We start from the raw sequence: 22,154 nt of genomic DNA, 5'->3' as shown, positions 1-22,154 counted from the left end.
GCGAGGGGCCGAGCAGGCATGAAAGAGGTTCCGTCAGCATGACGTCGCTCGCAACCGGCCATCCCCTCCAGGTGGAGGATCTCCGGGAGCGCGTGGACACGGCCCTGCGGGAGTTCCTGACGACCCGCTCGGCCGTGCTCACCGAGGTGGCCCCGGAGTGCCAGCAGATCGTCGACACGATCTCGACCATGACCAGCGCCGGCAAGCGGCTGCGCCCGGCCTTCCTCTACTGGGGCTGGCGCGGCGCGGGCGGCGAGAACACCGATTCCGTGGTGCGGGCCGCCGCCGCCCTGGAACTGTTCCAGGCCGCCGCGCTGATCCACGACGACCTGATCGACGCCTCCGACCTGCGCCGTGGGATGCCCGCCGTGCACAAGCGCTTCGATGCCCTGCACGCGGCGAACGGCTGGAACGGCGCCTCCGAGGCGTTCGGTCTGGCGGGGGCCGTGCTGTCCGGCGACCTGTGCCTGGTCTGGACCGAGGAGCTGTTCTCGGCCAGCGGCCTGACCCCGGACGAACTGGGCCGCTCCCGGCCGGTGTTCGACGCGATGCGCACCGAATTGCTGGGCGGCCAGTACCTCGACGTGATCAGCCAGGTGCTGCCCGAGCGGGACCCGGTGGCGATGGTCGACCGGGCGCTGCGGGTGATCCGGTTCAAGAGCGCGAAGTACTCGGTCGAGCACCCGCTGCTGATCGGCGCGAGCGCGGCCGGTGCGGACGACAAGCTCCTGGCCGTCTACTCCGAGTTCGGCCTCGCGCTGGGTGAGGCGTTCCAGCTGCGGGACGACGTGCTGGGCGTCTTCGGCGACCCGGCCACCACCGGCAAACCGGCCGGTGACGACCTGCGTGAGGGCAAGCGCACCGTGCTGGTCGGGCGCACCCTCCAGCACTGCACCCCGGCGCAGGCACAGACCGTGCACCAGCTGCTCGGCGACCCGGCGCTGGACGAGGCCGGCGTGGCCACGCTGCGCCAGATCATCGTCGACAGCGGCGCGGTCGTCGAGATCGAGCGGATGATCGCCTCCGCCTCGGCCCGGGCCGAATCCGCTCTCGCCGGAGCCGATCTCGCCGACGGACCGGCCCGCGACGTACTCAACGGCCTGGTCGTGGCCGCGACCGCCCGGACCCGGTGACGCCGGTGCCCTCGATGAACCTTCCTCCCAACACCCTCGGGCGGGGCAACCGCTTCGACCCGGTGGCCCTGCTGCCCGGCCGGATCGGCCGCGGCCCGCGCACCGTCACCGGCCCCACCGACACCGTGGTCATCGTCGGCGCCGGGCTGGCCGGGCTGTCCACCGCGATGCGCCTGGCCCGGACCGGCCGCCAGGTGATCGTGCTGGAACGCGACCTGGTGCCCGGCGGCCGCGCCGCGCTGCGCGCGGTTCCCGCACCGGGCGGGAACGGCGAGTACCGCTTCGATCCCGGCCCCACCGTGCTGACCATGCCCGACCTGATCGCGGACTGCTTCGACGCGCTCGGCGAGGACATGTCCGACTGGCTCAACCTGAAGCCGGTGGAACCGCTCTACCGCACCACGTTCCAGGACGGCTCGGTCATCGACGTGCACTCCGACGTGGACCGGATGACCGCCGAGATCGAGTCGGCGATCGGCCCGGACGAGGCGGCGGGCTTCCGCCGCTACGTGCGGTTCGTGTCGAAGCTGTACCGCTACGAGATGCGGGACTTCATCGACCGCAACATCGACTCCCCGCTCGACCTGGTGTCGGTGAACCTGGCCCGGCTGGCCGCGATCGGCGGGTTCCGGCGCCTGGCGCCGAAGGTGAACCAGTACCTGAAAGACGACCGCACCCAGCGCATCTACTCGTTCCAGGCGATGTACGCCGGCCTGTCGCCGTACGACGCCCTGGCGCTGTACGCGGTGATCGCCTACATGGACTCGGTGGCCGGGGTGTACTTCCCGGCCGGCGGGATGGCGGCCGTGCCGACGGCGATGGCCGCGGCGGCCAAACGGCACGGCGTGGAGTTCCGCTACGGCACCGAGGTGACCTCGGTGGAGCACTCCGGCGGGCGGGCCGTGGCCGTGCACACCGCGAACGGCGAGCGGATCCCGGCCGACGTCGTCGTCCTCAATCCCGATCTTCCCGTCGCCTATCGTGACCTCCTGGGGCGCAGCCCGTTCCGGGTGCGCCGGCTGAAGTACTCGCCGTCGTGCTACCTGATGCTGGCCGGCACCCGGCAGAACTGGCCGGGGGCCGCGCACCACAACATCCACTTCGGCGGCGCCTGGAAGGGCGTGTTCGACGAGCTGCTGTCCGGCCGTCTGATGAGCGACCCGTCGTTCCTGGTGACCAACCCGACGGCGTCGGACGCCCGGCTGGCTCCGGCCAACCGGGAGATCTACTACGTGCTGTTCCCGACGCCGAATCTGGACGCGCCGATCGACTGGAAGCGACTCGGGCCGGTCTACCGCGAGCACGTGCTGTCGCAGCTGGACGCGCACTACCCCGGTTTCGGCGACTCGATCGAGGTGGAAGACGTCACCACGCCGCAGGACTGGGCGGACCGCGGCATGGAGCGGGGCGCGCCGTTCGCGGCCGCGCACTCGTTCTTCCAGACCGGCCCGTTCCGCCCGGGCAACCTGTGGGGCGAGAACGTGGTGTTCACCGGTTCCGGCACGCAGCCGGGTGTCGGCGTGCCGATGGTGCTGGTGTCCGGGCGGCTGGCGGCCGAGCGGATCACCGGGCCGGACCCGGTGTACGCGTCGAGGGCCTGGCGATGACGCCGGTTCTGGTGACATAGCGTGTCTGCTTGATCACCCATGTAGTCTCGGCGTCAGCCTGCCCCACCGATCCACCGCCGGAGGACGCCCGTTGAGCCGCCTCACCCGTCTGACCCCGACCGCCATCGTCGACGCCGTGACCGAGGCGTCCGAGCAACGCCGCCTGGCCCGCCGGGAGGCCGAGCGCCAGGCCCGCGAACTGGCCGAGACCGCCGCCCGGCACGCCCAGGTGGCGGCGACGGTGAACCGCCCGCTGCTGCGGGCGATCACCACCTGGACCGAGCCGGAGACGCTCGCGCACCGGCCGCGCCCGGTGCGGGCCCAGCTGACCGGTATCGCGGGCGACGTGCAGAAGATGATGCGCACACCGGGGGCGGCCGCGATCACCTCCGGGGAACGCAGCTGGGCCGAGGCGGTGCCGAAGCTGGTCGACGAGCTGCTGCGGTGCGCCGAGCTGGCCCGGGCCGAGGCGCCGGACCTGACGCTGGACATCACCACGGTGCTGCTGGCCGCCCGGCCGGCGTCGCGGGCGTCCTGGCGGCAGCGGGCCCTCGCCGCGGAGGAGCTCGGTGACCTGCCGACCGCCGTCCGCGCTCATCAGGCGTACCTGAACCTGACCCGGGGCGACCGGCTCGGCGTGCGCGAACGCCTGCGCCGGCTGGAGGATCTCGACGACCTGCGCCTGCGGCTGGCCACAGCGCTCGACACCGCCCTGAGGGCTGGCGCCCCACTGCCCGGCACCGCCGCGGACCTGCGCGACCTGCTGCTCGAGCCCACTCCCGGCCCGGTGCGCGACGAGGCGGTGGCCGGCCTGGCCGCCGCGATGACCAGGATGCCGGTGACCGACCTGACCTCGCCCCTGACCCAGGACGTGCTGCACCTGGCCGTCCGCTGGCGGCGCGAGGTCGCGCTGGTGCCACCCCCGCTGGACGAGGACCCGGCCCGCGACCTGACCGTGCTGCGCCTGAACGACCTGCGGCAGCGGCTGACGGGCAGCAGGGTGTGCCTGGTCAGCCCGCACACCCCACGGCTGCACGGCAGCGGACTGGGCGGCCGGGTGGAGGACTACGACGTGGTGGTGCGGTTCGGCCCGCCCCGGAACACCGCACGGGACGCCGGAACCCGCACCGACCTCCAGGTGATCCGGCACGACGCGATCGACGGCTGGAACGCCCAGGCCTGGTTGCGGATGATCCTGGCCGACGAACCGCGGGACTGGGTGACGGCGGTCCGCGGCCGGCTGGTTCCGGGCCGGCAGCACGCGGTAGCGGAGAAGTCGCTGCACCGGCCCGTCGAGATCCCGGGCGACACGCCGGACGAGGAGCCCCGGGACGCCTACCAGCTGATCCGGCTGCTCGACGTGCTCGCGGTGTGCGACACCGTGGACCTGTTCGGATTCCGCCCGGAGGAAGACTTCGCCGCCGCCGAACTGGCCTGGCTCACCCCCCGTCTGGAACAGCTCGACGAGTACGCGATCGGAGTGCGATGAGCGCCCGCCCCGGTGACGACCTGCGCCAGGACCTGCCCGTGGTCCGGGCCGGTCAGGAGCCTCCCGTCGTCCATGAACCGACGGAACGGGCCGGGCGCCTGAACCGGTTGCGCCAGGAGGGACGGTTCGCCGAGGCGGCCCGGTCGGCTCGCGAGGTGACCCAGGCAACCGCTTCCGCCGTGGAGCATCTCGAGGCCGGCCTCAGCCTGGCCGCGGTCTCCGACTACGACGCCGCGAACGCCCACCTGCTGCTCGCGAGCGCCGACGACGAGCAGGCCGTGACCGCCCTGGCGACGCTGGCGGAGGTGGCCTGGATCCGGCACGACCACGTGCGCGGCCGGGAGTACGCGACCGACGGACTGCGTCTCGACCCGGGCAGCCGCGCGAGCCGGATCCAGTTGCGCCGCAACGAGTCCGCGGAGAGTGCCGGGAACGCGCTGGGCGACACAGCCGGCCTGGTCGCGCACGCGGCCGTCCATGCCGACCCGCACGGCGACGCCGGTGACCTGGTGCTGGGTGACGCGGTGCGGCGCTGCTTCGACCTGGAGTACCGCCCCCGCCCTCCGAAGGGCCTGTCGAAACAGGCTCTGAAGCAGGGCGTCTCGTACCCTCGCTGGTGGAACCTGCACGTGCACCAGCTGTTCGACGAGCAGCGGCTGGCCCAGGTGAACGCCGGTGACGGGCTGGTGCTCGGCGGCGGCGGGCTGTTCCGTCCCGATTCCGCGCCGAACGGGAACTCCGGCTGGCAGTGGAACATCAGCGACGAGATGCTGCGCCGGATCACGGTTCCGCTGGTGGTCTGGGGTGTCGGCCACCACACCTCCGCGGGGCGGGAGTTCGACGGTGACCGGTTCGGCGCCTCCCTGAGGACGCTGGTCGGGAGTTCCGCCTTCGTCGGCCTGCGTCACCGCGACTCGGTGGAACGGGTGCGTGACCTGCTACCCGGCGAGCTGGCCGACCGGGTGGTCTGGCAGCCCTGCCCGACCACGGTCCTGTCCCGGCTGACCGGCACCACCCGAGCCTCCGCCCAGACATCCCCTCAGGAGAACGCGGGCGATCTCGGCGAGGCCGGCCCGGTGCTGCTGAACTGTGCTCCCGACCGGTCCGGCGAGGGTTACGGGCAGTTCCTGGCCGGGATGCGGGACTGGATCCTGGAGACCCGGCAGCGCGCCGAGGTGCGGTACGTGGCCCATACGGTGGACGACGAGAGCTTCGTGGTCGACCTGCGCCGCGAACACGGTCTGAGCCTGCCGGTGATCCCGCTGTACGACCTCCCGGTCGACCGGATCCACCTGCTCCACCGCCGGGCCGCCCTGGTGGTGGGCATGCGTGGGCACGCCGCGACGATCCCGTTCGGTTGCGGCACCCCGTTCGTCAGCCTGATCTCGCGGTCCGAACCGGGCCACTTCCTGCACGACATCGACCGGTCCGGGTGGGGCGTGCCGGTGGGCGACCCGGCTCTCGGCGGGCGGCTGGGCGAGCTCACCGGGCACCTGCTCGACACCCGCACCGCCGTGGTGAACGACGTGGCGCGGCTCCAGCAGCGGCTTTTCGAGGTGACGCTGAACAACCTGGAAGGGCTGCCGGAGCCGCTTCGGGTGGCACGACGTGGCTGACGGCGCCGGTCGGCGTTAATCTCCGGAAACAGGATGTGACGGTAGTGACAATCAGGCTGGAGGCGGGATGTCGCGGGTGAGCGACCAGGCCCTGGATGCGGCCAGGATCGGTGATCTGAAGCTGCGGGCGGCCTACGAGACGTGCCGCCGCCTCAACGCGGAGCACGGCAAGACCTACTACCTGGCGTCGATGCTGCTGCCGCCGGAGAAGCGTCCGTACGTGTGGGCGCTGTACGGGTTCGCCCGCTCCGCCGACGAGTTCGTCGACTCGCTGGTGGCACCCGACCCGGCGGCACTGGAGACCTGGGGCAACGAGTTCCTCCAGGCGCTGTCCGGCGGGCCGGTGCCCGACGACCCGGCCGCTGTGGCCATGCTGCACACGATGCGGCGCTGGCAGATCCCTCGCGTGCACATCGAGGCGTTCCTCGAGTCGATGGCGATGGACGGCACGATCACCGGCTACCAGACCTACGCAGACCTGGAGCAGTACATGTTCGGGTCGGCGGCGGTGATCGGCCTTCAGATGCTGCCGATCCTCGAGCCGCAGCACCCGGAGGCGGCGGCCCGGGCCCGGGCGCTGGGCGAGGCCTTCCAGATGTCGAACTTCATCCGGGACGTGGGCGAGGACCTGCAACGGGGTCGCGTGTACCTGCCGCAGGAAGACCTGGACAGCTTCGGCGTGACCCGCGAGGCGCTGGGCGGCGGCGTGGTCACCCCGATGGTGCGGGAGCTGCTGAAGTTCGAGATCGAGCGCACCCGGCGGCTGTACGCGTTCGCCGAGCCGGGCATCGCGATGCTGCACCCGACCTCGCAGGACTGCATGCGCACCGCGTACACGCTGTACTCGGAGATCCTGGACGCGGTCGAGAAGATCGACTACCAGGTGCTCACCAAGCGCGCCTCGGTGTCGCTGCCGCGCCGGCTGGCGGTGGCGCTGCCGGCGGCCCGCCGGGCCCGTCAGGCCCGGCGGACGCACCGGGGTGCGGTGGCCGCCGACGACTCGGAGAAGGCGCCGGCCGGGAACGCGCCCTCCTAGGGAACGCCCGTCAGAACGCCAGAGCCTGCGCCCGGCGCCGCACCTCGGTCTTGCGGTGGCCGGTGCGCAGGGCGTCGACCGGGGTGCCCGGGTAGTCGTCGTCGGTGAACAGCCACCGCAGCGCCTCCTCGTCGGAGAAGCCGGAGTCGGCCAGCACCACGAGGGTGCCCTGGAGGTCGGGCAGCGGAGCGCCGTCTTTCAGCAGTTCCGCCGGCACGCACATGATCTTGCGCTCACCGCGGCGCATGCCGATGAGCACCCGCTCCTGGAGCAGGCGGCGGACCTTGCCGAAGTCGATGCCGAGCTGCTCGGCCACGTCGGGCAGCGGCAGCCAGACCCGCTCGCCCTCGGGGCCGTCACTGAGCACGTCGCTGGTTTTCTGGGGTGTGTCTGACACAAGAACCAGCGTGCCACGTCCCACCGACAGTTCGAGACATGCCCAGGTCACAGGTCGTCGCTAATTGCCTACTCTCTGTTGCACAATGATCCGCGCGCGCCCATCCATGGCCCGCGCCCCGATCGAGACCGAGAGGATGCACCGGCCCATGACCGACCCGTTCCTCGGCACCTCGCCGGGTCCCCTCGGTCCTGCCGGTCCCGCGCCGTTCCCGCTCGGCAACCCCTTGGTGGACGACGAAAGACCCCGCCCACCGCACGCTCCCGCCGCACCCCGGCACCGCGCCCAGCGCCCCGGCCCGGGTGTTCAGCTGCTGCTGCGCCGCACCCGCCTGACCACGCTGGTCGGCCTGCCGTCACCCACGGCGCCGCCGGCCCCCGCGCCGGCCCCCCTGTTCCTGCTCGGCCGGCCGGGCACGACACCGGACTCGATCCCGCACCTGCCGGCGCTGCCGCCGGCCCCGCCCACGGCCGCGCTGCGCACCGCGGCTCCCCGGGTGCTGCTGGCCGCCCTGGTCGCGGCCGACCCGGACGAGAACAGCCTGGCCCGGCGCCGGGCCGCGGCCACCGGCCTGCACCCGGTCGACGCCGGCGACGCTCCGGCCCTGGCCTACCGGGTCAAGCCCGGCGACGACCTGGAGGCTGTGGCCCGGCTGGCCGGCTGCTCCGGGCGCGCCGTGCTGGCCGCGAACGGGATGCGCCCCGGAGCCGCGCTGAAGGCCGGGCAGCTGGTCCGGCTGCCGGCCCTCGCCCTGCACCCCCGGCCCCGAAGACGGACCGCCGGACCACCGCCCCCCGACACCGCCGCCGAGCGGACCCCAGCCCACGAGCCGGGCCCCACCCGTGAGCCGGGTTCCGGGCGGGAACCGGGTTCCGGGCGGGAGCCGGACACCACCCGCGAGCAGGCCGCGCGCCGGCGGCGCACCCGCCGCGGCGAGGTGCTGCCCGCCGGCGATCTCCCGCACCGCTCCTACCCGGCCGCCGTCACCCGGGCCGCCGCGGCCAACCGCCGGGCGCTGGAACGGGCCGACGTGCCGGACCGGGCCACCGTGCGCGGCCTGGTCCGGGCCACCGCGGTGCACTTCGGCCTGGACCCGGCCCTCGCCCTGGCCGTGGCCTCGATGGAGTCCGGCTTCGACCACCGCCTGGTGTCGCCGGCCAACGCGATCGGGGTCATGCAGGTGCTGCCGTCGGCCGGGGCCTGGGCCGGTGAGCTGCTCGGACGGCCGCTCGACCTGCTCGACACGAAAGACAACATCACCGCCGGGGTGGTGCTGCTGCTGGCTCTCGGGCACCACGCCGACGAGCAGACCGCGCTGGCCGGCTACTACCAGGGCCTGGCCTCGGTGCGGCGTCACGGCACTTTTCCGGACACCCGGCGTTATGTCGCGACCGTCCGTACTCTGAAATTGCGTTTTCGCTGATCAGAGCCGATTTTCCGGCTGCGGTGGAGACCTGTGTGACGGTCGTGGCCCGGGAGATGTGGACCAGTCACTCCCCGGCGGCCTTAGACTGCCGATCGTGGACATGACACTCCAGGATCCACTGGTCGGCCGACTGGTCGACGGGCGGTACCTGGTCCGGTCCCGGATCGCTCGAGGCGGCATGGCCACGGTCTACCTCGCAGTTGACCGGCGGCTGGACCGAGAGGTCGCGCTCAAGGTGATGCACGAGAACCTGGCCGACGACCCCGAGTTCGTCACCCGGTTCATCCGTGAGGCCCGGTCTGCCGCCAGGCTCTCGCACCCGAACGTCGTCGGCGTGTTCGACCAGGGCGCCGACGAGACCTCCGGCGTGCTCTACCTCGCCATGGAGTACCTGCCCGGCCGCACCCTGCGCGACGTGCTGTCGTCGCGCGGCGCGCTGACTCCGCGCGAGAGCTTCTCGGTGCTGGAGCCGGTGCTCGGCGCGCTCGGCGCCGCCCACCGGGCCGGCATCGTGCACCGTGACGTGAAGCCGGAGAACGTCGTCCTCACCGACGACGGCCGGATCAAGGTCGCCGACTTCGGTCTGGCCGCCGCCGTCACCGCGCCGATCGCCACGGCTGCCACCGACGAGCTGCTCGGCACCGTCGCGTACCTGCCGCCCGAACTGGTGGCACACGGTCACGCCGACGCCCGGGCCGATGTCTACGCCGCCGGCATCATCCTGTTCGAGCTGCTCACCGGCCGTCAGCCGTACACCGGCGACGACCCGCTCCAGGTGGCCTACCGGCACGTGTACGAGCGGGTGCCCACCCCCACGCAGATCGCGCCCAACCTGACCGACGCGTTCGACGCGCTGGTGCTGCGGCTCACCGATCCCAACCCCGACAACCGCCCGGTCACCGCCGACGCCGCGCTCAGCGAGTTCCGCGCCGCCCGCGCGTCGGTGCCGCCGGAGCTGCTCGACGTGCGCGCCGCCGACGCCGACGTGCTGCGCCACGACCTGCCCCCGGCCCCCGACGAGAGCAACGCCACCCAGGTGTTCGGCCCGGCCACCCAGGTGGCGGCCGCGGGCCACAACGCCACGGCCGTCTACTCCCGCTCCGACCTGCCCGACCTGGGCCCCGGCGGGCCGACCCGCATCGTCACCCCGGGCAGCGCCGAGCTGTCGCTCTCGCACCACCCCGACGACCAGGCCACCGCGCTCTACCAGCCGGTGACCGACTCCGAGGCCACCGCTCTGTACCAGCCGGCTCCCGGCGCCGCCCCGGCGCCGGCCCAGGGCCACCAGCCCACCCGCGCCCTGTCCCGGCGCGAGGGCCGCAGCCTGGCCAAGGAGTCCCTGGTCCCGCGGCTGAAGGTGCACAACGACGAGGAGGAGGCGCCGCCCGGCGTCTTCGGCACCGGCCGCCGCACCGTGATCACCGGTGTCATCGCGCTTGTGGTGGTGCTGGCCCTGGTACTCACCGGCGTCTGGTGGTTCACCGGCGGCCCGGGCTCCTACGTGCGGGTGCCGTCGGTGGCGGGCATGTCCACGGCCGACGCGCAACGCGTCGTCGTGCTCCAGGGCCTGACCGCCGAGGTCGAGGAGCAGTTCAACTCCGACGTGGCCAACGGCACGGTGATCTCGTCGGACCCGTCCGGCGGCGGCAAGGTGAAGAAGAACGGCACCGTCACGATCGTGGTCAGCAAGGGCCCCGAGATGGTGGCCGTGCCCAGCCTGAAGGGCAAGACCGAGGCCGACGCGAAGAGTGCCCTGGAGTCCGCCGGTCTCGCGGTCGGCGCCACCTCGCAGGAATACAGCGCGAACGTCGACGAGGGCAAGGTCATCTCCAGCTCGCCCAAGGCCGACTCCAAGGTGTCCCCCGGCCGCAAGGTCAAGCTGGTCATCAGCAAGGGCATCGAGCCGGTCACGCTCGACAACGTGGTGAACCAGAACGTCGACACCGCCAAGGCCCTGCTGGAGAGCAAGGGGCTGACGGTCCAGGTCAACGAGATCGATTCGTACGACGGCGCTCCCGCCGCCGGCACGGTCACGGCTCAGGACCCGGCGGTCACCACGAACGGCCAGACCGTGGCCAAGGGGAGCACGGTCACCCTCACGGTGGTCAAGGCTCCCGCCCAGGTCGAGGTGCCCAACGTGGTCGGCCAGGACATCAACCAGGCCAAGGCGACCATCGAGGGACTCGGGTTCAAGGTGGAGCACCAGGGCTGGGGCTTCTCCAACACGGTTCGCGAGCAGAGCGTCACCGGCCCGGCCGACGTCGGCTCCACGGTCGTGCTGAAAACCTGGTGAGTGCGCACGTGACCCTCCGCGCCGTCGGCGCGGAGGACCTCGACCTGCTCGGTCAGTGGCGCAACGACCCGGAGCACGAGTCGGTGTACGGCGACTTCCTGCCGATGGCGCGACGGCAGAACCCGTTCCCCGAACGCTGGGACGTGGACGGGCTGCTCGGGGAAGACAACGGCACGCTGATGATCTGCGTGGCGGGCCGTCCGGTAGGGGCGGTGCAGTGGCATCCGGTGCACTACGGCCCCAACCGCGGCAGCCAGGCCCTGAACATCGGCATCGCGATCGCCCCGGCGGCACGCGGCCAGGGAGTCGGCAGCCGGGCCCAGCGTCTGGTCTGCGAGTGGCTGTTCCGCCACACCACGGTGAACCGGGTCGAGGCCAGCACCGACATCGAGAACCTGGCCGAGCAGCGTTCTCTGGAGAAGGCCGGCTTCACCCGCGAGGGCCTCCTGCGGGGCGCCCAGTTCCGCGGTGGTGCGTGGCACGACCTGGTTCAGTACAGCCGGCTGCGCAACGACCCGGCGACGAACTGACGGACGACGCCGGGCCCGGACGGACCCCGCGTCGTCCGTGATTGATCAGACCGCGAGCGCCTGCTTGGCGACGGCGGGCAGCACCTCGGCCGCCCGGGCCGCGCCGGCCTCGTCGATGTCGAGGTGGGTGACCAGCCGGACCACGCGCGAACCGACCGAGCCCACCCGGATGCCCGCCTCGGCGCACCCGGCGATGAAGGCCTGGGCGGCGGACGCCGAGGGCCACACCGACGCCACGATGTTGGTGCGCACCAGGTCTGGATCCACGATGGACGGGTCGACACCGGCCAGGGCCACGGCGATGGCGTGGGCCCGGGCGTGGTCGTCGCCGAGCCGGGTGACGTGGTGGCGCAGCGCGTAACGGCCGGCCGCCGCGAGGATTCCGGCCTGGCGCATGCCACCACCCATCCGCTTGCGCCACACCCGCGCCTCGGCGATCCGGTCGGCGGTGCTGACCAGCACCGACCCGACCGGGGCGCCCAGGCCCTTGGACAGGCAGACCGAGATCGTGTCGGCCAGCGACCCGTACTCGGACAGCGGCACGCCGGTGGCGACGTGGGCGTTCCACAGCCGGGCACCGTCGAGGTGCACACCCAGGCCGAGGGCCGCCGCACCGGCCCGCAGCCGCCGCAGCTCGGGCACCGACTGCACGGTGCCGCCGCCGAAGTTGTGGGTGTCTTCGACGGCGACCGCGGCGGTGGACACGAAGTAGGCCCCGGCGTCGGGCACCGCCATGGCCAGCACCGCGTCGGCGTCGACGAGCCCCCGGTCGCTCTGCCAGGTGCGGGTGGTGACCTGGCCGAACACCGCGTGCCCACCGAGCTCGGCGCGCACGATGTGGGCCATCGAGTCGCAGATGACCTCCTGCCCCGGCGGAACCAGGGCACGCACGCCGAGCATGTTGGTCATCGAGCCGGTGGGGCAGAACAGCCCGGCCTCGTGGCCGAGCAGTTCCGCCACCTCCGCCTCGAGGGCGTTGATCTCCGGGTCCTCGCCGTAGACGTCGTCGCCGACCTGCGCGGTGGCGATCGCCTCGACCATGCCGGGGGTGGGCCTGGTCAGCGTGTCGCTGCGCAGGTCCACGACGGGAGTGGTCACGATCAGCGGCCGGTCAGCATCTCGGCGACGAGGAACGCCATCTCCAGCGACTGCTGGTGGTTCAGCCGCGGGTCGCAGAGCGTCTCGTAGCGGCTGGCCAGGTCGGCGTCGTCGATGTGCTCGGCGCCGCCCAGGCACTCGGTGACGTCGTCACCGGTGAGCTCGACGTGCAGCCCGCCGGGGACGGTGCCGACCGCGTTGTGCACCTCGAAGAAGCCGCGCACCTCGTCCATCACGTCGTCGAAACGGCGCGTCTTGTAGCCGGACGCCGACTCGAACGTGTTGCCGTGCATCGGGTCACAGATCCACAGGGCCGGCAGGCCCTCTTTCCGCGTGGTCTCGGCCAGGGCGGGCAGGTTGGAGCGGATCTTGCCCGCGCCCATCCGGCTGACCAGGGTGAGACGGCCGGGCTCGCGCTCGGGGTCGAGCTTGTCGACCAGCCGCATCAGGTCGTCGGGCGTGGTGGTCGGGCCGATCTTCACGCCGATCGGGTTGCGCACCCGCGACATCAGGTCGACGTGCGCGCCGTCGAGCTGACGGGTGCGCTCACCGATCCAGACGAAGTGTGCCGACACGTTGTAGGGCGAGCCGGTGCGCGAGTCGATGCGGGTGAGGGCGCGCTCGTAGTCGAGCAGCAGCCCCTCGTGGCTGGACCAGAAGTCGACGGTGCGCAGCGCGTCGGAGTCGCCGCCGGCGGCGATCATGAACTTCATCGCGCGGTCGATGTCGCGGGCCATCACCTCGTAGCGGGCGTTGGCCGGGCTGCTGACGAAGCCCCGGTTCCACTCGTGCACCTGGCGCAGGTCGGCGAAGCCGCCCTTGGTGAAGGCGCGGATCAGGTTCAGCGTGGAGCTGGAGGTGTGGTACGCCTTCAGCAGCCGCTTCGGGTCGGGCACCCGGGACGCCTCGTCGAACGGGAAGCCGTTGATCGCGTCGCCGCGGTAGGCCGGCAGCGTGACGCCCTGACGGGTCTCGCTGGTGCTGCTGCGCGGCTTGGAGTACTGACCGGCCATCCGGCCCAGCTTGATCACCGGCATGCTGGCCCCGTAGGTCAGCACGACGGCCATCTGGAGCATCGTCTTGATCTTGTTGCGGATGCGGTCGGCCGTGGCCTCGGCGAAGGTCTCGGCGCAGTCACCGCCCTGGAGCAGAAACGCCTCACCGCGCGAGGCGGCGGCCAGCTGCCCGCGGAGCAGGTCGCACTCCCCCGCGAACACCAGCGGGGGCACGGAGGCCAGCTCGGCGGTGACAGCCTCGAGCTCGGCCGGGTCGGGCCACTCCGGCTGCTGTGCGGCGGGCAGGTCACGCCACAGGTCGAGTCCGGCCTCCAGAGCAGCGGCCGCCGTGTCGGGCGTGCTGGTGGGGTACAGATCGGCACTGGTGATGGGATGCAGTGGGGCGCTCACGACGACAAGAGTACGTGGGGAGCGCAACCCCTTTCCGGGATATCAGGTTTCACGCCGGAACCGGGCCTGCACCGGAAGATCTCCGGCCAGGACGAGGCCCGGCACACACCTCTCGGGCGAGAGGTGTGTGCCGGGCCGCGGGCGCCGTCAGGCGGCGTCGTCGTCCTTCTTCTTGTTCTTGCCGGTCTCGGCGGCGGGCTCCTCGGCGGCGGCCGGGGCGGGGTGCCCGCCCGGCGTCACCGACAGCTCCGCGTGCCCGGAGGGCAGGCCCCCGTCGGCACCGGAGCGCTTGGCGGCGGCCAGGCGCTCCTTCATGGTGGCCGCGTAGATGTCCACGTACTCCTGGTTGGACAGCACCATCAGCTGGTACATGATCTCGTCGGTCACCGAGCGCAGCACGAACCGGTCGGTGGCCATGCCCTCGTAGCGGGAGAAGTCCAGCGGCTCACCGATGACCACGCCGACCTCGCCCTTGGGCAGCAGCCGCGGGATCAGCTTGCCGGGCGGCTGCACCTCGAAGGTCGAGATCATCGCGACCGGGATCACCGGGATCCCGGTCTCCAGAGCCATCCGGGCCACCCCGGTGCGGCCGCGGTACAGCCGGCCGTCCGGCGAGCGCGTGCCCTCCGGGTAGATGCCGAGCAGCTCACCCTTGTCGAGCACCTTCATCCCGGTGCGCAGAGCCGCCTCGGAGGCCCGGCCCCCGGCGCGCTCGATCGGGATCTGCCCGACGCCACGGAAGAACATGGCCGTCAGCCGGCCCTTCACGCCCCGGCCGTTGAAGTACTCGGCCTTGGCCAGGAAGGTGATCTTCCGGTTCACGTGCAGGGGCAGGAAGAAATGGTCGGAGAACGAGAGATGGTTGCTGGCCAGGATGACCGGCCCCTTCTTCGGAACGTTCTCCAGGCCTTTCACCCACGGCTTGTACAGCACTCGGATGAGAGGTCCGAGAAGTATGCGCCGCAGCAGCCAGTAGAGCATCGACACCTCCTTGACCGCGTGCCAGCGCGCACGTGCGCAACCGGGCCACCGCGACCCGGCGGGCCCGGCGACGCCTCGCCCGGCCGGAGCACACTATCCATTGTCATGGGCCCGACCGCCAAGATGCGTCCGCGTCAAGTCCGATTCGTCCATAGTTGACCGGTCCGTCGGCGCGCGCGGCGACGTGACGAGGGCATGACGTGAGCGGTCGCACCCGCCCTTTCGGCCGGATTCGCCAGACCCCTCGATAACTCCCCCTCCTCATGTAACGATGGCGCTGGAGTTCGACGATCGACGAGGAGCCGCCGTGACCGTCCGTGCGGGAGCCGAGCCCTTCGCCCACGGCGCCCCGGCCCGGCAACCGGCCCCGCGGCACGGCCCGCTGCCGGGGGTCGACGGCGTGATCCTCGTCAACCCGGCGGTGCGGCCGGAAGACCGCGGTCTGCGCGCCCTCCCGGTTCCGCGGCGGCTCCCGCCCGGCGGGAACGACGTGGTAGGGCCCGGCGTGGTCGGGGATGACCATGACCGGATTCCCTCCCACGCCCTACACTCGATGCTGCGTGGCTACCGCACGGTGGTCGCGGACCTGCCCGCGGTGAGCCAGCCCCTGCTGCTCTTCCGCCCTAACGAGGACCATGTCGTGCCGGCCAGCAGCAGCGCTCTCATCCTCGACCGGGTGAACTCCTCCCGCACCGACGTGGCGGTTCTGCGATGAGCACCACCGGCGACGTGCCCGACCACGACGGCGACACCGGCGCCGACCCCACCCGGTCGTCCTCCACGGGCCGGTCCACCGAGGGGACGCCCGAGGTGACCGGGACGCCCGGCTCACCGGGGTCTCCGGGTGGCTCGGCGAGCGGGACGCCCGGTGGCACCCCGGGCGCGACGACACCCCCCGGCGCATCCGGCGGCGCGTCCGGCGACTCGCCGGCCGGCCCCTCCGCCGGGACGCCCGACGGCTCGCCCGGCGGGCCCGGGAACACCCCAGGTGACGCCGAGAACCTCGACATCGAGGCCCGTTTCGCCGAGATCGTGGCCGGCTGGGGCGAGGAACCGCCCACCGCCTGGCCCACGGCCGAGGAGGCCGCCGAGGCGCGTCGCCACTACGAGGACGACGAGACCGGCACCGCCGCCCCTCCCACCCCCGGCCGGATGCGTGGCTCGGAGTGGGGCACCGACTGGGAGTTCGCCGGTGAGGACCCGCTGCCCGGCGGTCAGGGCATCCGTGACCTGGGCCCGCTGGACGAGTTCGACCCGGACCAGCTGCCCTCCGAGCTGCGCGGCTCCGGCCCCCGCGACTACACGCCCGCCGACGAGCCGGAGCACCGGTTCGAGCCGCCGGAGCCGCCGCCACTGCCCCGGGGCGACACCCTGGGCCGTCTGGCCTGGGCCGCTGTCATCGGGGGCCCGCTGTTCCTGCTGATCTCGGTGATCGCCTGGCGCCCACCGCAACTGGCCATCCTGGTCGCGCTCGCCGCCTTCGCCGGCGGCTTCGTCACCCTCGTCGCCCGCATGCCCAAGCACCGCGATGACGACGGCGACGACGGCGCCGTGGTCTAGCCGACCCCGTGGCCGACCCTTAGCTGACCCCTGAGCCGACCCGAAGCTCGGCCACCACCGGCAGGTGGTCGCTGGCCAGCCGCAGGTCCCGCTCGGCCGCCTGCCACACGCCGTACTCCAGCACCTCGATGCCGCGCCCGGTCAGGACCGCGTCGATCCGGCGCCGGGGCGAGGACGTCGGGTAGGTGACCGGCGCGTCCGGCGCCGGGTCCGACACCAGCGGTTCCAGGGCCTGCCAGGACTCCCCGCCGGGCGGCTCGTTCAGATCGCCTGCCAGCACCGGGGGCAAACCGAAGTCGCGCAGCTGACGCGACAGCGAGCGCACGTGCCCGAGCCGGGTGGCCTGGTCGGTGGGCAGGTGCACCGAGGCGATGCGCAGCGCCGGGCCGCCGATCAGCGGCTGCACGGTGGCCAGCACCGCGCCGCGGCGGTTGTCGCGCCAGTGCCCCAGCGGGAAGGTGAACGCGGCCACGTCCTGGGCGCGCATGCGGCCGGAGACCATCAGCGCGTTGCTACCGGCCGCCCGGCCGCCCTCCAGCAGGTGCAGGCCGCAGTCCCGGGCCAGGCGGGTGAACTGACGGTGCGAGCCGGGCACCCGGGGGCCTTCCTGGAGGCAGAACACGTCGGGGTCCGCGGCCCGCACCACCCGGTGCACGGCCAGCGGATCGCCCTGGAGATGCCGCACGTTCCAGGTCAGCACACGGATCCGGGGTCCCGGCTCGGTCACGTCGGTCTCATCCCGTCTGTGTTTCCCGGCGGGCCAGGTCGGCCGCGCCGACCAGTCCCGCCTCCGGCCCGAGGGCGGCCTTCACGATCGAGGCGAACGGCCGGAAGCCCCGGCCGGTCAGGGTGCGCCGGAACGACTCGCGCGCCGGTGCCAGCAGCAGGTCGCCCGCGTCCGATACCCCGCCGCCGATCACGAAGAGCCCGGGGTCGAGCGCGGCGGCCAGGTTGGCCAGGCCGATCCCGAGCCAGCGCCCGACCTCGTGGAACAGTTCCACCGCGGCCGGGTCGCCGTCCATGGCCGCCTCGGTGATCAGCGGCCCGACCAGCGCCGAGTGGTCGCCCTTGACCCGCTGCACGAGCGGCACGGTGACCGGTGAACCGGCCGCCGCCATCTCCCGTGCCTCCCGGCCGAGCACGTTGCCCGACGCGTACTGCTCCAGGCAACCCCGGTTACCGCACTCGCAGCGCCGTCCGTCCGGCACGACCACCATGTGCCCGAACTCACCGGCCATCCCGTACCGGCCGCGCTGGATCACACCGTCGGTGACGATGCCGCCGCCGATCCCGGTGCCGAGCGTGACCATCACCAGCCGGGACTCGGCCCGGCCGGCGCCGAACCGGGACTCCGCCCAGGCCGCCGCGTTGGCGTCGTTCTCGACGATGACGGGCAGCCCGACGGCCGCCGCCACACCGTCGCGCAACGGCTCGTTGCGCCACGCCAGGTGCGGCGCGAAGAGCACCCGGGCGCGCTCGGCGTCGACGAAACCGGCCGCGCCGATACCGACCCCGACGATGTCGCGGTCCTGCCGCAGCTCCTCCACCACGTCGGCGATGGTCGCCTCGACCACGCGGGCGTCCGCGTGCCGTGACGGGGTGGCGCGGCGGGCCCGGGCGATCACCGCCCCGCTGGCGTCCACCACCCCGGCCGCCACCTTGGTACCGCCGATGTCGACGCCGATCGCCAGACCACGCGACGCGTCCTTGGCCGAGGGCGGCATCAGCGGGTGCGCGCCAGGTCGGCGGCCCCGATGATGCCCGCGTCGTTGCCCATCTCGGCGCCGCGCAGTTGCAGGTGCGGGCGGTTGGCACCGGCCGAGAGGTGGTGATTGAAGGCCTTGCGGGCCGGCTCCAGCAGCAGGTCGCCGACCTCGGCCACACCGCCGCCGATCACCACGACCGCCGGGTCGAGCACGTTGGCGAGGGCGGCCACACCCTCGCCCAGCCAGCGGCCGAGCTCGGCGAACAGGCCGATCGCGGCCGGGTCACCGGCGAGCGCGACCTCGGTGATCATGCTGCCGACCAGCCCGTCGATCTTGCCGCCGGCCGCCTCGATCAGCGGGGCCGCGGCCTTCGGGTCACGGATCGCCAGCTCGAACGCGGAGCGGGCCAGGGCCCGGCCGGACGCGTACTGCTCCCAGCAGCCGGTCTGCCCGCAGCCGCAGGCGCGGCCGTTCGGCACGACCCGCATGTGGCCGATCTCGGCGGCCATCCCGAAGGCGCCGCGGATCAGCTTGCCGTCCAGCACGATGCCGCCGCCGACGCCGGTGCCGACGGTGACGGTGACCACGTCGGTGGCATCCCGGCCGGCGCCGAACCGGAACTCGGCCCAGGCCGCCGCGTTGGCGTCGTTCTCCACGATCACCGGCAGCTGAACCCGCTTGCCCACCGCGTCGGCGAGCTCGTGCTCACGCCAGGCGATGTTCGGCGCGAAGCGCACGGTGGTGCGGTGCTCGTTCACGAAGCCGGCCGCGGCGACGCCGACGGCGGCCACGGACCCGCCGCTCTCGCTGGCGCGCAGCTGCTCGACGGCCTCGGCGATGCTGGCGTCGATCTCGTCGACGGTCTCCGGGGTCGGCACCCGCAGTCGCTCGAGAATCCGTCCATCGGCGTCCACGACACCGGCGGCGATCTTCGTGCCGCCGACATCCACCCCGATCGTCAGTTCCACGGTCGGATCCCCTGTTCAGTCTCCAGGTCCCGGACGGTTCCCGGGACGGTCAGTCAGTGCGGTCTCCGGGCGGCCGCGGGAGGCGGGTCAGCCGGAGACGTCGATCTGAACCGTAGTGGGCGGACGACGACGGTGGGTCGGCGCGGTCCCCCGGTCACCCTCCCGGAGCCCGGCCGGACCCGATTCGCCCGTTCCGGCGCCTTCCTCGGTATCGCCTGGAGTCTCCGTTTCCGCGCCGTCCTCGCGCAAGGCCGAGGCCAGAGCCGTGGCCAGCACGCCGATCCGGTCGAGCAGAGCGGGCCCGTGCCGGTGAAGGGCCGCAGTGCCGAGACAGACCGGGCAGGAGGTCCCGGTTCTCTCGTCGTCCCCCGGTGTTCCGGGTTCCGTGGGAGTGAGCGCGTCCTGGAGCGCCCCGAGCGCGCGCCGGGCGTCCTGCGCCCAGGCCGCCGGCACGGCGCCGGCCAGCAGGTCGGGGTCGAGATGACGGTGATTCACAGAACACTCACACCCATCGGGACGGGAACTCGGCGGGGTCGGGCACGAAGGCCACGGTGAGGACGCCCTCACGCAGGCTCGCGCCGTCGGTGCGGCAGCGCCGCAGCACTCCCGGCAGGGCCAGCAGCCGACGGTAGCCACCCACGGTGATCACCAGGTCGTCACCCCGGCGGCCCAGGTCGAGCTCGTCCGGACGGGCCAGCGGCAGCGCGATCCGGAGGTCGAAACCGGTTGCCGTTCGGTCGATCCCGAAGGGAGCGGCAACCGGCACCGGCGGTTCCGGGCCGAGCCCACGAGCCAGTTCGGCCAGGCGTTCCACACCGCGCGGCTCGTGCGCGGCCTGGTTCAGGCGCAGCACCGGCAGGTCACCGAAGGACGACGAGGCCTCGGCGGGCACCACCCCGTTCCGGTCCCCTTCCAGCCGGTTGACCAGAACGGCGTCGATCGCGAACCCGGACATCGTCAGGGCCGTGAACAGGCGGCGGGTCTCCGCCAGCACCACCCGTTCCGGCGTGGTGACCAGCCGCACGGACGCGTCCTCGGCGGTCAGCATCGAGCGCACCCCCGCGAGCTCTGCGGCCAGCAGGTCGGCGCCGGCCACCAGCGGGTCACCGGGATCGGCGCGGGCGGTGAGCCGGGCGATGCGGCGGTCCATCGGGAGCAGCCGGTGCAGCAGCCGCCCGAGCAGGTCGGGCGTGGTGAGCAGGCGGAACGCCGCGGACGGGGGTGGGCAGTCGAGCACCACCAGGTCCCACGGGCCGTCGCGCACCTGGTCGCGCAGCACGAGCAGGGTGAGCAGGTCGTCCAGCCCGGGCAGGTCGGCCAGGTCGTCCAGGGCCAGCGGGTCCACGCCGAGGTCGTCGAGCGCGTCGAGCAGCAGGTCGTGCGTGCGCCCGGGCAGGTGCCGGGCGGCCGTGCGCGGATCGGCCCGCACCGCGAACAGCCCGGCAGCCACCCCGGCGCCGACCTCGACCGGGCCGTTCAGGTCACCGGCCGGGCACCCCAGCACGTCGTCGAGCGAGGGCGCCGAACCGGCCGACACCAGCAGGGTCTTGCGGCCCTGACCGGCCGCGCGCACGGCGGTCGCGGCCGCGGTGGTGGTTCTGCCCACACCGCCCTTGCCGGTGAACAGCACCAGGCGCATGGCAGGTCCGGCCCCTTCTCAATACTCGATCAGGACTCGACGTGCTTCTTCAGCTCGGTCAGCGCGGTGTCGATGATCGTCTTCTCGGCCTTGCGGCGGAGCATGCCCAGCATCGGCATCCGCAGGTCGATGGCCAGCCGGTAGGTGACCTGGGTGCCGGCGGCGCTGGGCACCAGCCGGTAGCTGCCGTCCATGGCCTTCATCACACCGGACTGCACCAGTTTCCAGGACAGTTCGCCGGTGCCGTCGGGCTGGGTGGCCCAGGTGTAGTCGAGGGCGTAGGTGTCACGGACCGCGCCGGCGTCGAGGGTGAACCGCACCCGCGCGGCGCGGCCGTCGGCGAGCCGGTCGAGCACCTCGACCTCTTTCACGGCGCCGGCCCACGCGGGGTAGCGCTCGAAGTCGGCGATCACACCGAGGACGTTCCCCGGCGTGGAGTCGATGACGACACTCGACTCGGTCTGGTCGGCCATGCGGGCCTCTCTCTGGCTCTCGGCGGGGGTGGCTCTGAACGTTACCGCCATCTCCCGAAAGCACAGCCTGCCCGGTTCAGACCAGCATGCCGAGGAACGTCAGGCCCGCCATCAGCACGACCAGGAGCAGCAGTGCCCCGCCGAACGCCAGGGCCGCCCGGCCCCCGGGCAGCTCGTTCAGGGCCAGGTGCGCCCGCAGCACCGCCAGCACCGGGCGGCTGCGCGAACCCGACTCCGTCGCGGCCAGTTCCGCGATCAGCCGCTCGGCCTCCGGGCCCACCGCACCGTCGCCACTGCCCGCACCGTCGCCACTTCCCGCACCGTCACCGCCGTCGTCACCGGGCTGCCGGGTGTGCCGCCCACCCCGGGGCCCCGGCACGGCCGTGGACCCGGCCCCGGCATCCGGAACGACAGCCGCATCCGGAACGACAGCCGCATCCGGAACGACGCCGGACGCGGCGGCGCTCCCGTCGTCCCTCATGGTGGTTGCCCCGCCAGCCACGGGAACGGTGGTGGAGGTCAGGCAGAGCGAGCACCAGGCGTCCCCGGGGTTCAGCCGGGCGCCGCACTCCCGGCACCTGCTGGTGCCGGTCTGCTGCGGTGAGGCCTGGAACGGGGAGCCGGTCACCGCGTCTGTCTCGACCGGCTCCCGGGTGCCCTTGAGGTGCACAGGCCTGGGCCGGACGGGTGAACACGGGCATCGGCGAGCGGTCCGGCGAGTTCCGCGCAACGGGCTCCCACCAGGGCACAAGTGCGGTGGGTTCGTCGGATTTCGACCCGGTTTTGCGCTGTCCGG

The 22,154-nt window shown here is 72.9% G+C and carries 21 protein-coding genes; 10 read left to right on the top strand and 11 right to left on the bottom strand.

Annotated elements, in window-relative coordinates:
* The first annotated feature begins 38 nt into the window (after positions 1 to 38).
* The 5 genes from KIH74_RS19130 to KIH74_RS19110 all read left to right on the top strand — a co-directional run bounded on the left by KIH74_RS19130 (position 39) and on the right by KIH74_RS19110 (position 6,881).
* Positions 39 to 1,133, top strand: coding sequence for a polyprenyl synthetase family protein (locus KIH74_RS19130; protein WP_214157336.1), 1,095 nt, complete (start codon positions 39 to 41; stop codon positions 1,131 to 1,133).
* 14 nt (positions 1,134 to 1,147) lie between these two features.
* Positions 1,148 to 2,740 (top strand): phytoene desaturase family protein, encoded by a 1,593-nt coding sequence (gene crtI, locus KIH74_RS19125; protein ID WP_214157335.1) that lies wholly within the window; start codon positions 1,148 to 1,150, stop codon positions 2,738 to 2,740.
* Positions 2,741 to 2,831: 91 nt separating this feature from the next.
* Entirely contained in the window at positions 2,832 to 4,229 is a 1,398-nt protein-coding gene (locus tag KIH74_RS19120) for a hypothetical protein (protein WP_214157334.1), read from the top strand.
* Positions 4,226 to 5,845, top strand: coding sequence for a polysaccharide pyruvyl transferase family protein (locus tag KIH74_RS19115; protein ID WP_214157333.1), 1,620 nt, complete (start codon positions 4,226 to 4,228; stop codon positions 5,843 to 5,845). The genes KIH74_RS19120 and KIH74_RS19115 overlap by 4 nt, the downstream gene beginning before the upstream one ends.
* A gap of 67 nt (positions 5,846 to 5,912) precedes the next feature.
* Positions 5,913 to 6,881 (top strand): phytoene/squalene synthase family protein, encoded by a 969-nt coding sequence (locus KIH74_RS19110; RefSeq protein WP_214157332.1) that lies wholly within the window; start codon positions 5,913 to 5,915, stop codon positions 6,879 to 6,881.
* Positions 6,882 to 6,891: 10 nt separating this feature from the next.
* Here KIH74_RS19110 and KIH74_RS38750 read toward each other — a convergent pair whose 3' ends face one another.
* Entirely contained in the window at positions 6,892 to 7,248 is a 357-nt protein-coding gene (locus tag KIH74_RS38750) for an Rv2175c family DNA-binding protein (protein ID WP_372492098.1), read from the bottom strand.
* 178 nt (positions 7,249 to 7,426) lie between these two features.
* Between KIH74_RS38750 and KIH74_RS19100 the strand changes: the two genes are divergently transcribed.
* The 3 genes from KIH74_RS19100 to KIH74_RS19090 all read left to right on the top strand — a co-directional run bounded on the left by KIH74_RS19100 (position 7,427) and on the right by KIH74_RS19090 (position 11,527).
* Positions 7,427 to 8,701, top strand: a complete 1,275-nt coding sequence (locus KIH74_RS19100; RefSeq protein WP_214157330.1) for a LysM peptidoglycan-binding domain-containing protein — start codon at positions 7,427 to 7,429, stop codon at positions 8,699 to 8,701.
* A gap of 103 nt (positions 8,702 to 8,804) precedes the next feature.
* The gene (locus KIH74_RS19095; RefSeq protein ID WP_246572705.1) at positions 8,805 to 10,997 is read left to right on the top strand and encodes a Stk1 family PASTA domain-containing Ser/Thr kinase; all 2,193 of its coding nucleotides are present in this window, start codon (positions 8,805 to 8,807) and stop codon (positions 10,995 to 10,997) included.
* An 8-nt stretch (positions 10,998 to 11,005) separates the two neighbouring features.
* On the top strand, positions 11,006 to 11,527 hold the full coding sequence (locus KIH74_RS19090) for a GNAT family N-acetyltransferase (RefSeq protein ID WP_214157328.1): 522 nt from the start codon (positions 11,006 to 11,008) through the stop codon (positions 11,525 to 11,527).
* A 45-nt stretch (positions 11,528 to 11,572) separates the two neighbouring features.
* Here KIH74_RS19090 and KIH74_RS19085 read toward each other — a convergent pair whose 3' ends face one another.
* The 3 genes from KIH74_RS19085 to KIH74_RS19075 form a co-directional block, all read right to left on the bottom strand.
* Positions 11,573 to 12,625, bottom strand: coding sequence for a threonine aldolase family protein (locus tag KIH74_RS19085; protein WP_214157327.1), 1,053 nt, complete (start codon positions 12,623 to 12,625; stop codon positions 11,573 to 11,575).
* 2 nt (positions 12,626 to 12,627) lie between these two features.
* Entirely contained in the window at positions 12,628 to 13,995 is a 1,368-nt protein-coding gene (locus KIH74_RS19080; RefSeq protein ID WP_372492097.1) for a class II 3-deoxy-7-phosphoheptulonate synthase, read from the bottom strand.
* Positions 13,996 to 14,178: 183 nt separating this feature from the next.
* Positions 14,179 to 15,012 carry a lysophospholipid acyltransferase family protein gene (locus KIH74_RS19075; RefSeq protein WP_214157326.1) on the bottom strand — a complete coding sequence of 278 codons (834 nt, stop codon included), beginning with the start codon at positions 15,010 to 15,012 and terminating at the stop codon, positions 14,179 to 14,181.
* A gap of 307 nt (positions 15,013 to 15,319) precedes the next feature.
* Here KIH74_RS19075 and KIH74_RS19070 point away from each other — a divergent pair, with 307 nt between their 5' ends.
* Both KIH74_RS19070 and KIH74_RS37830 read left to right on the top strand, forming a co-directional pair.
* Entirely contained in the window at positions 15,320 to 15,727 is a 408-nt protein-coding gene (locus tag KIH74_RS19070) for an alpha/beta hydrolase (protein WP_214157325.1), read from the top strand.
* Positions 15,724 to 16,572 carry a hypothetical protein gene (locus KIH74_RS37830; protein ID WP_214157324.1) on the top strand — a complete coding sequence of 283 codons (849 nt, stop codon included), beginning with the start codon at positions 15,724 to 15,726 and terminating at the stop codon, positions 16,570 to 16,572. Before KIH74_RS19070 ends, KIH74_RS37830 begins: the two co-directional genes overlap by 4 nt.
* Positions 16,573 to 16,591: 19 nt before the next feature.
* On the opposite strand, the gene KIH74_RS19060 is transcribed toward KIH74_RS37830, so the two are convergent.
* The 7 genes from KIH74_RS19060 to KIH74_RS19030 all read right to left on the bottom strand — a co-directional run bounded on the left by KIH74_RS19060 (position 16,592) and on the right by KIH74_RS19030 (position 21,986).
* Positions 16,592 to 17,299: an endonuclease/exonuclease/phosphatase family protein gene (locus tag KIH74_RS19060; protein WP_214157323.1), complete on the bottom strand. Its 708-nt coding sequence runs from the start codon at positions 17,297 to 17,299 to the stop codon at positions 16,592 to 16,594.
* 7 nt (positions 17,300 to 17,306) lie between these two features.
* Positions 17,307 to 18,296 carry an ROK family glucokinase gene (locus KIH74_RS19055; RefSeq protein ID WP_214157322.1) on the bottom strand — a complete coding sequence of 330 codons (990 nt, stop codon included), beginning with the start codon at positions 18,294 to 18,296 and terminating at the stop codon, positions 17,307 to 17,309.
* On the bottom strand, positions 18,296 to 19,246 hold the full coding sequence (locus KIH74_RS19050; RefSeq protein WP_214157321.1) for an ROK family glucokinase: 951 nt from the start codon (positions 19,244 to 19,246) through the stop codon (positions 18,296 to 18,298). The genes KIH74_RS19055 and KIH74_RS19050 overlap by 1 nt, the downstream gene beginning before the upstream one ends.
* A gap of 87 nt (positions 19,247 to 19,333) precedes the next feature.
* Positions 19,334 to 19,741 (bottom strand): hypothetical protein, encoded by a 408-nt coding sequence (locus KIH74_RS19045; RefSeq protein WP_214157320.1) that lies wholly within the window; start codon positions 19,739 to 19,741, stop codon positions 19,334 to 19,336.
* 7 nt (positions 19,742 to 19,748) lie between these two features.
* Complete coding sequence (locus tag KIH74_RS19040) at positions 19,749 to 20,885, bottom strand: ArsA family ATPase (RefSeq protein WP_214157319.1); 1,137 nt, start codon at positions 20,883 to 20,885, stop codon at positions 19,749 to 19,751.
* A gap of 29 nt (positions 20,886 to 20,914) precedes the next feature.
* Positions 20,915 to 21,358, bottom strand: a complete 444-nt coding sequence (locus tag KIH74_RS19035) for an SRPBCC family protein (RefSeq protein WP_214157318.1) — start codon at positions 21,356 to 21,358, stop codon at positions 20,915 to 20,917.
* 76 nt (positions 21,359 to 21,434) lie between these two features.
* Complete coding sequence (locus KIH74_RS19030) at positions 21,435 to 21,986, bottom strand: hypothetical protein (RefSeq protein ID WP_214157317.1); 552 nt, start codon at positions 21,984 to 21,986, stop codon at positions 21,435 to 21,437.
* Between the last annotated feature and the right edge of the window lie 168 nt (positions 21,987 to 22,154).

It is taken from the genome of Kineosporia corallincola (assembly GCF_018499875.1).
Taxonomy (GTDB): Bacteria; Actinomycetota; Actinomycetes; order Actinomycetales; family Kineosporiaceae; genus Kineosporia; species Kineosporia corallincola.
This window is presented reverse-complemented; position numbering and strand designations above follow the sequence as displayed.